The following is a 12103-nucleotide window of genomic DNA, read 5'->3' on the forward strand; positions in this document are numbered from 1 at the left end:
AAACATCGAATCGTCGAGGCGGGGGTTAACGGCTGGGACAAATGGGTATCAATCCGGCGGCGTCGGAAAGCGCCACGCGGAGCGATCGCGCAGGGCGATAATGTCGCGGCGGTAACCCCGAGGAGATCAACGGCCGGGAGGGCAACTCGTGACGAACACCAGGATCCAGGCGACCCGAGACGAGCGCACCGACCGGTCCATCGAGTTGCGCGTGGCGGCCCGGGTCGACAACGTCGCGGTGGTGCGCACCCTGGCCGGCGCCGTCGGCGCCCTGGAGGATTTCGACCTCGACAGCGTCGCCGACCTGCGGCTGGCGGTCGACGAGGCCTGCACGCAGCTGATCCGGGTCGCCGGCGTCGGCGCGACCCTGGTGACGGTGGTCAGCCCCGGCGAACGGGAGTTGCGGATCGAATTGTGCGTGGCCTGCGCGGAGCCGACCGACGTGGTGGGGCCGGGAAGCTTCGGCTGGCATGTGCTGACCGCCTTGGTCGACGACGTCCGCACCTTCCGCGGCGGTGAGGAGCCCGGCGTCGACGGGCAGCTCGTCGGCATCGCGCTGACCAAACGTCGGGCGGAGACCAGCTGATGGCATCCGGTGCCGATCGGGCATCGCGGTCGAGTTCGGAGTACGCCGACGTTCCCGCGATGTTCGTGGAATTGGCTTCATTGCCCGCCGATACGACCGAGTACCGAACGCAGCGGGACATGATCGTTGAACGGTGCCTGCCGCTGGCCGATCACATCGCCCGGCGCTTCGACGGGCGCGGCGAGGCGCGCGACGACCTCGTGCAGGTGGCCCGGGTCGGACTGGTGAACGCCGTGCTGCGCTTCGACGTCGAAACCGGTTCGGACTTCGTCTCGTTCGCGGTGCCGACCATCATGGGTGAGGTCCGCCGCCACTTCCGCGACAACAGCTGGTCGGTGAAGGTCCCGCGCCGCCTCAAGGAGATGCATCTGCGGCTCGGTGCGGCCACCGCCGAACTGTCCCAACGGATGGGACGGGCACCGACCCCCTCCGAGTTGGCGGCGGAGATGGAGGTCAGCCGCGCCGAGGTCGTTGAGGGCCTGGTCGCCGGTAGTTCCTACAACACGCTGTCGATCGACAGCGGCAGCAGCAGCGGCGGTGATGAGGACGTCCGCGCGATCTCTGACACGCTGGGCTCGGTGGACGCCGGCATGGAGCGCATCGAGAACCGCGAGACCCTCCGGCCGTTGCTCGACGCGCTACCTGAGCGAGAGCGAACGGTGTTGATCTTGAGGTTCTTCGAGTCGATGACCCAGACCCAGATCGCCGAACGGGTCGGGGTGTCGCAGATGCACGTATCGCGGTTGCTGGCAAAGTCATTGGCCCGGCTCCGCGACCAGATGCCCTGATCTGCGGAGCCGGGCCAACGGGCCGGCCGTAGGGTCAGCCCAGCAGTCGCAGCACCCGGGTGTCCCGGACGTAGGCCAGTGCCTCGGCCACCGACTGCTGGCTCGGCAGGGTCCCGTGCGGGTCGCAGATGCGCAACAACCGCGACACGGCAGCGCTGGGCACCAGCGCCCACGACACGCCGTCGACGAGGTCGGTGTCGATGTCGTGCAGGGCCGCGAAACCCGCGGTCCCCATGAACTCCACCCCCTCGAGATCCAACACCACCCACTGGCAGTCCGCCACGCCGTCACGCACGCATTGGGTGATCTCGGCGGCGTTCGCGGCGTCGATCTCGCCGTGCACGGCCAACACCAGACCGGTGCCGTCCCAACGCGCTTCGAAGTGTGCGGTATGACTTTCCCAGATCTTCGGCGGGAAATCGGCGGCCACCGGTTCAATGATGGCCGCAGTACGCTTCACAGTCATGTCCATCGCTCCATCAGTCGACATATTCGTTCTGTGGACCGTGCCGAGAGCGATGCGTGAATTGAATACCCCGGGGAGTTCCACCTCCCCGGCACGCCCTCGACGGGTTCCCGGTGGCTGTGAACTCAACCTGTGGGCGACGTTACTCCACTGGCGCCGCAATGACAACGGTTCGGTAACGGTCGATCATTCTTCTCAACGAACCCTTACCCGGACTCCGGCCCGGAGCCGCTTCGCTGGCCGTGGCAGCAACCCGGACATCGCCATCGTGAGCGACAACGGCGCGGTGGTCGGTGCCTGATCGTCGGTCGGGCGAAGGTCCCGGGCTTTTCCCGGTACGTGGAGGATTCGCCGGCAGCGTTTAGTGACCACTTCTCCGGGTATCGACTGCGTATGACAACGCCGGATCGGCAACCGCCGCAGCGCTCCATTTTGCTGTGGCACATCCACGGCTCGTGGACGCAGGCTTTCGTCGCCGGCCGGCACCGGTACCTGATCCCGGTCACCGAAGCCGGCGACGAGGACGGCCGTGGTCTGTGCGGCCGGGATTGGCCGAACGCGACCGAGGTCGCGCCGGAGGCATTGGGCGCCTCCGACGTCGACCTGGTGATACTCCAACGGCCCGGTGAACTGGAGCTGGCGCAGTGCTGGCTGGGCCGGCGCCTGGGCACCGAGATCCCGGCGGTGTACGTCGAGCACAACACGCCGCGGCCCTACGCGGTCGACAGCAGCCACCCGATGGCCGGGCGCAGCGACATCACGATCGTCCACGTCACCGACTTCAACCGGCTGATGTGGGACAACGGCCGTGCCCCGACCACGGTGATCGATCACGGCATCGCCGACCCCGGTCCGCGCTACACCGGCGAGATCGCCGCCGCGGCGGTGACGATCAACGAGCCGGTTCGTCGCGGGCGCACGGTCGGCACCGACCTACTGGTCGAATTCGGGAGGAGCGTGCCCATCGAGGTGTGGGGAATGGGCACCGAAGAGCTGAACCACCCCGAGCGGCTGCGACCCGGCGTCGTGGGCCACGGCGACCGGCCCGGCCCGGCGCTCTGGGACGAACTCGCCCGACGCCGGGTCTACCTACACACAGCCCGCTGGACCTCGCTGGGCCTGTCGCTGCTGGAGGCGATGTACCTGGGTATGCCGGTGGTGGCGGTCGCCGCCACCATGGCGCCGCTGGTCGTCCCGCGTGACGCCGGAGTGGTCAGCGCCGACCCGGCGGTGCTGGGTCGGGCGCTGGAGGAGCTCGTCGCCGACCCCGACCACGCCCGGGCGGCCGGTGCGGCGGCCCGCGAGCACGCCCGAAAACAGTACGGGCTGGACCGGTTCCTGCACGCCTGGGAACACCTGATCGAGGCGCAGTGCGCATGACCCGCCCACCGACCTCGAGGGAGACAGCAAGGAGAGGATCGCCATGAAGATCGCGATGGTGTCCGAGCACGCCAGTCCGCTGGCGGCCGCGCTGGGGGGAGCCGACGCGGGAGGGCAGAACGTTCACGTCGCGGCGTTGTCGTCGGGGCTGGCCCGGCAGGGCCACGAGGTGGAGGTGTTCACCCGCCGGGACGAGCCCAGCCTGCCGGAGCGGGTGACCACCCCGGACGGCTACACCGTGGTGCATGTGGACGCCGGTCCAGCCGAACCGCTACCCAAAGATGAACTGCTGCAATACATGGGGCGGTTCGGCCGCTACCTGGACGCCGAATGGACGCGCGAACGCCCCGACGTGGCGCACGCACACTTCTGGATGTCGGGGATCGCGACCCAGTTGGCCGCGCGCCGCAACCGGATTCCGGCCGTGCAGACCTTCCACGCCCTCGGCGTGGTCAAGCAACGCCACCAGGGTGTCGACGACACCAGTCCACCGGACCGGTTGCGACTGGAAACGCTCGTCGCCCGCGAGGCGGCTTGGGTGACCGCCAGCTGCACCGACGAGGTGTTCGAGCTGCGGCGGATGGGACGCGACCGCACCCGCATCTCGGTGGTGCCGTGCGGCGTAGACCTGGACCTGTTCTCCCCGGACGGGCCACGGTCGGACCGCTCCGATCGCCGCCGCATCGTCTCGGTCGGCCGGTTCGTGCCCCGCAAGGGCTTCGCCACGCTCATCGAAGCGCTACCCGCCATACCGAGCGCCGAATTGGTGATCGCCGGCGGGCCCGCAGCCGCCGAGTTGGCAAACGACGACGAAGCGTGCCGATTACGGCGGCTGGCCGACGAGCTCAGGGTGGGCGACCGGGTTCGGCTGCTCGGCGCGGTCGCCCACGAGGACATGCCGGCGCTGCTGCGCTCGGCCGATGTCGTCGCCTGCACCCCCTGGTACGAGCCGTTCGGCATCGTGCCGCTGGAGGCGATGGCCTGCGGAGTGCCGGTGGTGGCGACCGCGGTCGGCGGGATGCTCGACACCGTGGTGCACGACATCACCGGCCTGTTGGTCCCGCCGAAGAAACCGCGCGACTGTGCCGGCGCGATCAACACTATCCTGCGGGATGCGTTCCTCCGGGACAGCCTCGGCGCCTCCGGCCGGGACCGGGCCAAGGCTCGCTACGCCTGGGACCGCATCACCGATGACACGCTGCGCGTCTACCGCCGGATCACCGACAAAACCCTGCTGTACCGCCCGCTTGGCGGCGTGAATCCTCGTGGCGGACAGCCGGTTCAGGCTACCGAGGCGTCAGCGAGTTCCGGCTGACCGTCACAGGATCGGCCGACCGCCGGTGACCGCGACCCGCGCGCCGGAGACATAGCCGGCCTCATCGGAGGCCAACAGCACATAGACCGGCGCCAGCTCCGCCGGCTGGCCCGCGCGTCCCAGCGGCACGTCATCCCCGAACGTCTCCACCGCGTCGGTGGGCAGGGTGGACGGGATCAGCGGCGTCCAGATCGGGCCCGGGGCCACGCTGTTGACCCGGATGCCCTGCGGACCGAGCAGCTGGGCGAGGCTGGCCGAGAAGTTGGCGATCGCGGCCTTGGTCGCGGCGTACGGCGCCAGAGTCGGGTTGGGTGCGTCGGAGTTGACCGACGAACTGCCGATGATCGACGAGCCGGGGCCCAGATGCGGCACCGCCGCCTTCACCAGCGAAAAGTAAGCGCCGACGTTGAGCCGAAAGGTGTAGTCCCACTCCAGCTCGCTGATCTCGTCGAGCGTTTTGCGGGTCATCTGAAACGCGGCATTGCTGACCAGCACGTCGATGCCGCCGAGTTCGGCGACCGCGCGGTCGACCACATGGCGGCAGTGCGCCGGGTCGGACAGGTCGCCGCGCACCAGCACGCAGGTGCGGCCGACGTCTTCGACGAGCGCGGCCACCGCCCGGGCGTCGTCGTCTTCGTCGAGGTAGGCGATCACTAGATCGGCGCCCTCGCGGGCGAACGCGATCGCCACCGCACGCCCGATCCCGCTGTCGCCGCCGGTGATGATCGCTCGTTTGCCGGTGAGCTTGCCCGACCCGCGGTAACTGTCCTCCCCGCAATCGGGTGTCGGGTCCATCCGGGCCTGCGACCCCGGCGGTGTCTGCTGCTGCTGCGGGAAGCCCATCAGGAACCCCCTCCGCCGGGCCCGGCCGCCGGGACGTCGGGGTCGTCGTCGGCCGGCGGCTCCGGATCGCGCCACTCCTCGACGCGGCTGGGCCGGTTGCCCTGCAGGGTGCCGCGCATCTCCTTCTTGAGCGCGTCGTCGTCACGCGGCCCGTGTTTGGCGTTTGCTCGCTCCATCACACCTTCACCTCTCGCCGTGCCGTGGGCTTCGGTGTGTTCTGCGTACCCCGCGGCGCAGCGGCGTAACCTGAGGACACGTCGCCGATGTCAGGGGGTGGGATGAGGATTCGGCTTGACGGCATCTGCCGCATCGGTCGCGGGCATCCTCGCTCTGAGGCGCCGGACGGGGCCCGGCGGTGAGCCCCGAACCGGAACTCGACCCACAGTCACCCGCATCGCGGGCCGCTCGGGCCCGCACCCGCGCCGAGGAACTCCAGCAGCGCCGCGCGCAGTTGGCGGCCGGTGCCCCGGTCACCGCGGAGACCGCCCAACGGGCCCAGCAGCGCGCCGCCGAATCGCTGCACCGGGCGGACCAAGCGCACCAGTCGGCCGCTCAGAAGCACCGGACGGCTGCCGCAGCGCATCTGCGCGCGGCCGCGGTCCACGAGCAGGCCGCGGTGCACGCCGGCGACGGCGACAGTGCGGCGCATGTGGACGCCGCCGCCCGCCACCGCGATGCCGCCGCCGAGCATGAAACGACCGCCACGACCGATGACACCGCCGCCGCGCACGATGCGGCCGCGGCCGACGAGATCGCCCGGCCAGACGCGCCTTAAGACTGCACTTCCATCAACAGCATCGCCCCGTCGACCCCGGCTGCATCGGACGAGCGGAAACCGGTGCAGGTGACCCGCACCGTGACCGGTCGGCCTCGCCGATTCACCGCCTCGATGAGCGCCTCACCCGGCTCGTCCGGCGCAACGAATACCTGCCCGATCAGCGGGCGCACCGCATCCAGCGGCAACCCGATGTCCAACCCGGTCAACGCCGAACCGGTGGTCTCGTCGGCGCGCAGCCCCCACGTCTCCTCGCAGCCGCGGTTCCAGATCACCACTCGCATCTCCCGGTCGACCACCACCAGGCCCAGATGGATCGAGTTGACCAGCGCGTCGACGAAGGTGCGGGCGTCGTCGAGCTCAACGCTGCGTTCCCGCAGGGTGTCGTTGATCGTGTGGAGCTCATCGTTGGTGGACTGCAGCTCCTCGTTCATCGTTTCGAGCTCTTCGTTGGTGGACTGCAGCTCCTCGTTGGTGGTCTCCAGTTCCTCCACCGTGGACTGCAGTTCCTCGTTGGTGGTCTCCAACTCCTCGTTGGTGGACTGCAACTCTTCGTAGGCCGCCTCGAGCTGGTGGTTGGTCTGGACCACCTTGTCCAGCAGCGCCCGGGTGGCGCTGACGTCGAAGAACACGATCGATACGCCGAGCAGTCCGTTCTCACTGTCGATCAAGGGATTGACGTGGATCTCGAACCACACGGTCTCCGCGCCGGGCCGCTGCCAGCTGACGTCCTGAATGCGCGCGGAGCGGCGCTCCACCTTCGCCTGTTCGAGGTAACCGCGCAGTTCCACGGGCCGGTAGGAGATCTCCAGATCACGCAGCAGCCGGCCGATATCGCGGCCCGACAACCCGAAGAGCATCTCGGCCTGCTGGTTGATCATGGCGACGGTGTCTTCGCCGGTGACCACGATCTGAGCGACCGGACCGGCCCGAAACGCCATGTCCCGCACCGTGGTCAGACCGTTCAGCTCTCCGTGGCGGTCATGCAGCGCCGCGGTTCGCTCGTGGTTGTCCAGGCCGCTGTGGCTGCCGACGGCCTTTCGGAACACCCGGTGTTTGAGGTTCAGCGGAGTGAACCGGTCGCTGTGGCTGAGCAGCATCTCGGCGTGGCCGAGGAACAACGTGCCTTGCGGAGCCAACGCGAAATGCAACCGTCCCAGCACGGTGCGCTGGGTCTCGGCGTTCATGTACCTCAACGTGTTGCGGCACACCAAAAGGTCCACCCGCGAGATCGGGGCGTCCTTGACCAGATCGTTGCGACCGAAGATCACCGCCCGGCGCAGATCCTTGCGGAACAGATACCGGCCATTGACCGGTTCGAAGTAACGGTCGAGGTACACCGTCGGAACCGACTCGACGGCTTTGGCGTCGCAGGTGGCCGCGCGCGCCTCGTTTAGCGCCTCCTCATCGACGTCGGTGGCATAGATCTTGACCCGTTGCCGAAAGTCATCACCGCCGAGCGCCTCGGCCAGCAGGATCGCCAGGGTGTACGCCTCCTGCCCGGACGCGCACCCCGCGCTCCACACCCGGATCGGGTCGGTCGGCCCGCGCTCGGCGAGGATCTGCGGGATCACGTCGCTGCGCACGTATTCCCAGGACTCGGGGTCACGGAAAAACGCGGTGACATTGATCAGGATGGTGTTGAACAGCGCGGCGAACTCGTCGGCACTGGCTTGCAGCACATCGAGGTACTCCTCGAAGGTCTCGTAACCGGCCTGGCTCATCCGGTGCCGGACCCGCCGCATCAGCGACGCCCGCTTGTATCCGGTGAAATCGAAGCCGCGGGAATCGCGCAGGTAGCGCAGCAACGCTTCGAACGTCTCGTCCGTGTGCTCGTCCATCTCGCCCCATCCGCTCTATGCCGCGGATCGCACACTACCGGTCGTCAGAGCCGGCTTTCCGGGCCGATGACCGCCCACACCGTCTTGCCGGACACCGTCGGCGTGCTGCCCCACGCCCGCGACAGCGCGGCCACGACACCCAGCCCGGAGATCGCGCGTGTGGTGCCCAGCGGGGGTTCGCGGCGTACCGCCGGCGCGGTCGCCTCGTCCTGGACGGCGATGGTGACCGTCTCGGCTTTGGCTTCCACCCGCAGCACCGGTGCACTGTCGGTGTGGGCGAGCACGTTTTCGATGAAAACGTCGACGACGATCTTGGCGACCGGGATCAGCTCGGCATATCCCCACCCAGCCAGCCATTCGGCGACCATCGCACGGGACCGGCTCAGTGCCGGCGGCGCCGCCGGGAGCCCGGCACGGGCTCGTCGGCGCAGCGGAGTGTCGCCGTCGCCGAGGGATCGCAGCGCGGCTTCGGCGTGCGGGTACACCGGCACGTAGCGGGTCACGCCGTTGCCGGCGATCGTGGCGGCGATCGCGGGGTGTGCGCAGATCAGCAGGATCGGCACGTCCGGCCAATAGCTGACGTGCCAGCGGGCGCTGGTGAACACCGCCCAGGCGGAGGAGGCCGGCACCGCCAGGGCGCCGACGTCGACCAGTACCGCGGTCGGCTGCTCCAGGGCCGCCTTGATCACGCTGTCGCGCAACGTGAGGTAGGTGCTGCTGTCGAGGACGCCACGGACGGTCAGCAGGCAGGCCCCCTGCAGGGCGTCCGAGCGCACCGTGAGCTCGCCGGCCCGGCTAACCCTCGGGCTGGGCCTGGCGCAGATACACCCCGTACAGCCGGTTGCCGAGCACCGTGATCGCGTGTTCGGCTTCCTCGGACAGCGCGGTGTAACGATCGTGCAACATGCCGGTCGGTACCTCCTCGGCGAGGCGCCGGGACAGTTTGGCCTTCTCCTGCAGGCTACGCACGGCGATCCACAGTGCGTTCTCGATTTCGCCGTCCCGCGCGTTCAGTAACGCGTCGGCGGTCCAGGCGTGCCCGACCCGGCACCGGTAGGTGGTGTCGCTGATCGTGACCAGCGGGCCGTTGCAGTCCGGGCAGGAGTACCCCGACGGGGTGCCGAGGATTTCGGCGTCGAACCCGCCGGCGAAGCGACCTGCCATCGCGATCTGGTTCTCCAGCTCCAGCCCGGGGTCGTGGTCGAGCGGGTCGGGAAGCAGCCGAGGCGTCCAGCGGCCCAGCAACTCGCCCATCTCGGCGGCGGCCAGCTGGTGGTCGACCACCCCGGCCCGGATCGCGTTGTGCGGCATGTCTGCGAACAGCGCGTCGTGCGGGGACTGCGCCACGGTGGTGCCGCCACGCGCGTGGATCGCACCCAGGCCGTGCACCCCGTCGTCGAGCACCCCGGACAGCAGGATCCCGACCGCACGGGGCCCGTAGGCCAACGCCACCGACCGGAACAACGCGTTGACGGCAGGCCGATGACCGTTCTCGGTGGGCCCGTCGGTCAGTACCAGTCGGCCGTCGTCGACGAGCAGGTGGTATCCGGGCACCGCGACGTCGATGACGCCGGGTTGGAGCGGCGCACCGTGCACAGCGGCGCGGGCGCGCAACGGGCCGCGCCGATCCAGAATGCGGGCCAGCACGCTGGCCGCCCCGATCGGCAGATGGAGCACGACGAGCACGGCATGCGGCAGATCGGCGGGCAGGCCGGCGACGAAGGAGCTGAGCGCCTCCACCCCGCCCGCAGAAGCCCCGACCGCGACCACCGTGCGGGCGCTCTCACCGTCGTTCGCATTGCCCACAGCGGTCGGATACCCACAACCGCGGGAGGCGACACCCGGGCCGCCGTCAGCTGATGGTCAGCAGCGCGTGGTCGATCCGGCTGATGGCGTCGGCGGACAACCGCCCGGTCACCGCTTCGACGAACCGGACCGCGAATTCGCGCACCTTGATGTTGGTCTCCTGCGAGCGCCACACCAGGACGTCGAAGGCTCGCTCCGCGGAGATGCCGTGTGCGGCCATCAGGATCCCCTTGGCCTGCTCGATCACCGAGCGTGACTCGGTGACCTCCGAAACGGCCGCGCTCACGTCGGATTGCAGCGTCTCGGTGACGTCGACGTAGAAGCCGGCGGTGCCGATCACCGTCTCACCATCCTCGCCGACCATGTAGTCCCCGACCACGATCACCCAGCGGGTGACACCTGCGGTGTCGATGATGCGGTGGCGGCTGCTGAAGGGCTCACCGGCCTGCACCCGGCCGATCACCTCGGCCACTTCAGGGCGGTCGTCGGGGTGCTTGTGCTGCAGGACCAGCTCGGTGGTCGGGTTCACCGCGCCCGGGGCGTATCCGTGCAGTCGCGCCACGGTGTCCGACCAGACCCAGCGCTGATCGGACAGGAAGTACTGGAAGCGCCCCACTCGCTGCGGATCGCCGTCATCGAGGAACCGCTCCAGCGGGTTCGCCGGGTCGCAGTCATCGTCACCCTGCGACGGCTGGGGTGGGAACGGGGCGTCGACATCGCCGACCAACGGACACCTACTTCACACAGATGAGCTTGGTGAAAGCTGAACGGCGCTGGTTCTGAACGCCAGTGCCAATTTTAACCATGCGCGTCGCACTTCGAACAACACGGCCGGTGGAGGCACCCCGTTCGGAGTGCCGCCCACCGGCCGGTATGCGGTTGCTACTGGTTGGCCTGCTGGCGTTTCTCCGCGGCTTCGGCGCCTCCGCGCGCCGACTCCGCTTCGGCCTCCTTCTTGGCGGCGTCCCGCTCGGCCTGTGCCTTGTCCTGCTGGGCCTGGCCCTCCTGAGCAAGATCGTCCCGGCCGGTCACGTTGCCGACCGCCTCCTTGGCCTTGCCCTTGACGCCCTCCACGGCGCCGCGCAAGCCTTCCTGCGGGCCACTCTTGTCGTCGTCTGACATGTGTTCCCTCCCTTCGTTGGCCACTGGCGCATTCCCGATGCCGACACCCGCCAAACCTTTCCCGCCGGAACGCGCCGGCGGCGTTAAGCGGGGGCTGAGCGGGTACCCGACTTCGCATGCGCGAACTTCGTCACGTCCTGGTCACCGGCGGCGCCGGCTTCCTCGGCACGCACCTGTGCGCGCGGCTTCTGGCCGCTGGAAGCCACGTGGTCTGCGTCGACAACCTCGCCACCAGCTGGCCGCCCACGGCCAAGCGGCTGCGCGGGCGGGCCGGCCTGGATTTCGTCGAGGCCGACATCGCCGACGCGCCGGACGATCCACGCCTGCTCGGACCGTTCGACGTCGTCTTCCACCTCGCTTCACCGGCCTCGCCGCCGGACTACCTGCGTCTGCCGCTGGAGACGCTTCGGGCCGGAGCGCAGGGCACCGCGGCGGCCCTCGACATCGCCGAACGCAGCCGCGCCCGGTTCGTGCTGGCCTCCACCAGCGAGGTTTACGGCGACCCTCAGGTGCACCCGCAGCCGGAGAGCTACTGGGGCCACGTCAACCCGGTCGGTCCACGTTCGGTGTACGACGAGGCCAAGCGGTTCGCCGAGGCGCTGACCTTCGCGCACCGTCGCAGCCGGGGTACCGACATCGCCATCGCGCGCATCTTCAACAGCTACGGCCCCGGGATGCGCCCCGACGACGGGCGCATGGTGCCCACCTTCTGCTGCCAGGCGCTGCGCGACGAACCGATCACGGTCGCCGGCACCGGCGAACAGACCCGCTCGCTGTGTCACGTCTCCGACACCGTTGCCGGGCTCCTGGCGCTCGCCGCCGCCGACATCACCGGACCGGTCAACATCGGCAACCCGATCGAGTTCACGGTGCTGCGGGTGGCCGAACTGATCCGCGAGCACGCCGGCAGCGACTCGCCGATCCGGCTCATCCCCGCCGGCACCGACGACCCACAGCGGCGCTGCCCGGTGATCGACCTCGCCGCCGAAGAGCTGAATTGGGAGCCGAAAGTCGATCCTGCACAGGGGCTTCGCGAGACGGTCCAGTGGTTCCGCGACGAGCTGTCGGCGGCCGCAGCGGGTTTGACCCGCGCCGTTTAACCACCTTTGCCGTGGGTATCTGACTGCTGAGCTCAGCAGAGTCGCCGAGCTCGACACAAGCAGTGGTGCAACGCCCACCCG

14 protein-coding genes are annotated in these 12103 nt (G+C 69.2%); 6 read left to right on the forward strand and 8 right to left on the reverse strand.

All coding sequences use genetic code 11. The annotated features are described in order from the left end of the window. Positions 1-148: 148 nt before the first annotated feature. Both AWC30_RS08590 and AWC30_RS08595 read left to right on the forward strand, forming a co-directional pair. Positions 149-586: an ATP-binding protein gene (locus tag AWC30_RS08590; protein ID WP_085109777.1), complete on the forward strand. Its 438-nt coding sequence runs from the start codon at positions 149-151 to the stop codon at positions 584-586. Continuing rightward, entirely contained in the window at positions 586-1374 is a 789-nt protein-coding gene (locus AWC30_RS08595; protein ID WP_085109778.1) for a SigB/SigF/SigG family RNA polymerase sigma factor, read from the forward strand. The genes AWC30_RS08590 and AWC30_RS08595 overlap by 1 nt, the downstream gene beginning before the upstream one ends. Positions 1375-1408: 34 nt before the next feature. On the opposite strand, the gene AWC30_RS08600 is transcribed toward AWC30_RS08595, so the two are convergent. Continuing rightward, complete coding sequence (locus tag AWC30_RS08600) at positions 1409-1840, reverse strand: STAS domain-containing protein (protein WP_165756470.1); 432 nt, start codon at positions 1838-1840, stop codon at positions 1409-1411. A 393-nt stretch (positions 1841-2233) separates the two neighbouring features. On the opposite strand from AWC30_RS08600, the gene AWC30_RS08605 reads away from it, so the two are divergent. Both AWC30_RS08605 and AWC30_RS08610 read left to right on the forward strand, forming a co-directional pair. Then, positions 2234-3220 carry a glycosyltransferase gene (locus AWC30_RS08605; protein ID WP_085109780.1) on the forward strand — a complete coding sequence of 329 codons (987 nt, stop codon included), beginning with the start codon at positions 2234-2236 and terminating at the stop codon, positions 3218-3220. 43 nt (positions 3221-3263) lie between these two features. Next, positions 3264-4535 carry a glycosyltransferase gene (locus AWC30_RS08610; protein WP_085109781.1) on the forward strand — a complete coding sequence of 424 codons (1272 nt, stop codon included), beginning with the start codon at positions 3264-3266 and terminating at the stop codon, positions 4533-4535. Positions 4536-4538: 3 nt separating this feature from the next. Here AWC30_RS08610 and AWC30_RS08615 read toward each other — a convergent pair whose 3' ends face one another. Both AWC30_RS08615 and AWC30_RS17790 read right to left on the reverse strand, forming a co-directional pair. Further along, positions 4539-5378 carry an SDR family oxidoreductase gene (locus AWC30_RS08615; RefSeq protein WP_085109782.1) on the reverse strand — a complete coding sequence of 280 codons (840 nt, stop codon included), beginning with the start codon at positions 5376-5378 and terminating at the stop codon, positions 4539-4541. Next, the gene (locus tag AWC30_RS17790; RefSeq protein WP_165756471.1) at positions 5378-5554 is read right to left on the reverse strand and encodes a hypothetical protein; all 177 of its coding nucleotides are present in this window, start codon (positions 5552-5554) and stop codon (positions 5378-5380) included. The genes AWC30_RS08615 and AWC30_RS17790 overlap by 1 nt, the downstream gene beginning before the upstream one ends. 179 nt (positions 5555-5733) lie before the next feature. Here AWC30_RS17790 and AWC30_RS08620 point away from each other — a divergent pair, with 179 nt between their 5' ends. Continuing rightward, positions 5734-6153 carry a hypothetical protein gene (locus tag AWC30_RS08620; RefSeq protein WP_085109783.1) on the forward strand — a complete coding sequence of 140 codons (420 nt, stop codon included), beginning with the start codon at positions 5734-5736 and terminating at the stop codon, positions 6151-6153. On the opposite strand, the gene AWC30_RS08625 is transcribed toward AWC30_RS08620, so the two are convergent. The 5 genes from AWC30_RS08625 to mbp1 form a co-directional block, all read right to left on the reverse strand. Then, the gene (locus AWC30_RS08625; protein WP_085109784.1) at positions 6150-7994 is read right to left on the reverse strand and encodes a CheR family methyltransferase; all 1845 of its coding nucleotides are present in this window, start codon (positions 7992-7994) and stop codon (positions 6150-6152) included. The genes AWC30_RS08620 and AWC30_RS08625 overlap by 4 nt on opposite strands. Positions 7995-8038: 44 nt before the next feature. Then, complete coding sequence (locus AWC30_RS08630; protein ID WP_085109785.1) at positions 8039-8770, reverse strand: STAS domain-containing protein; 732 nt, start codon at positions 8768-8770, stop codon at positions 8039-8041. A gap of 19 nt (positions 8771-8789) precedes the next feature. After that, positions 8790-9800: a chemotaxis protein CheB gene (locus AWC30_RS08635; protein WP_085109786.1), complete on the reverse strand. Its 1011-nt coding sequence runs from the start codon at positions 9798-9800 to the stop codon at positions 8790-8792. Positions 9801-9846: 46 nt separating this feature from the next. After that, positions 9847-10452: a PAS and ANTAR domain-containing protein gene (locus AWC30_RS08640; protein WP_372507128.1), complete on the reverse strand. Its 606-nt coding sequence runs from the start codon at positions 10450-10452 to the stop codon at positions 9847-9849. 230 nt (positions 10453-10682) lie between these two features. Further along, positions 10683-10922 (reverse strand): microaggregate-binding protein 1, encoded by a 240-nt coding sequence (mbp1, locus tag AWC30_RS08645; RefSeq protein WP_085109788.1) that lies wholly within the window; start codon positions 10920-10922, stop codon positions 10683-10685. Positions 10923-11038: 116 nt separating this feature from the next. On the opposite strand from mbp1, the gene AWC30_RS08650 reads away from it, so the two are divergent. Beyond that, complete coding sequence (locus AWC30_RS08650; protein ID WP_085109789.1) at positions 11039-12022, forward strand: NAD-dependent epimerase/dehydratase family protein; 984 nt, start codon at positions 11039-11041, stop codon at positions 12020-12022. Positions 12023-12103 lie beyond the last annotated feature (81 nt).

The organism is Mycolicibacillus trivialis, from assembly GCF_002102395.1.
GTDB lineage: Bacteria > Actinomycetota > Actinomycetes > Mycobacteriales > Mycobacteriaceae > Mycobacterium > Mycobacterium triviale.

Coding starts and splice junctions, on each gene's coding strand:
- AWC30_RS08595 (WP_085109778.1), top strand. CDS start 586: ATGGCATCCGGTGCCGATCGGGCATCGCGGTCGAGTTCGGAGTACGCC.
- AWC30_RS08600 (WP_165756470.1), bottom strand. CDS start 1,840: ATGACTGTGAAGCGTACTGCGGCCATCATTGAACCGGTGGCCGCCGAT.
- AWC30_RS08605 (WP_085109780.1), top strand. CDS start 2,234: ATGACAACGCCGGATCGGCAACCGCCGCAGCGCTCCATTTTGCTGTGG.
- AWC30_RS08610 (WP_085109781.1), top strand. CDS start 3,264: ATGAAGATCGCGATGGTGTCCGAGCACGCCAGTCCGCTGGCGGCCGCG.
- AWC30_RS08615 (WP_085109782.1), bottom strand. CDS start 5,378: ATGGGCTTCCCGCAGCAGCAGCAGACACCGCCGGGGTCGCAGGCCCGG.
- AWC30_RS17790 (WP_165756471.1), bottom strand. CDS start 5,554: ATGGAGCGAGCAAACGCCAAACACGGGCCGCGTGACGACGACGCGCTC.
- AWC30_RS08625 (WP_085109784.1), bottom strand. CDS start 7,994: ATGGACGAGCACACGGACGAGACGTTCGAAGCGTTGCTGCGCTACCTG.
- mbp1 (WP_085109788.1), bottom strand. CDS start 10,922: ATGTCAGACGACGACAAGAGTGGCCCGCAGGAAGGCTTGCGCGGCGCC.
- AWC30_RS08650 (WP_085109789.1), top strand. CDS start 11,039: ATGCGCGAACTTCGTCACGTCCTGGTCACCGGCGGCGCCGGCTTCCTC.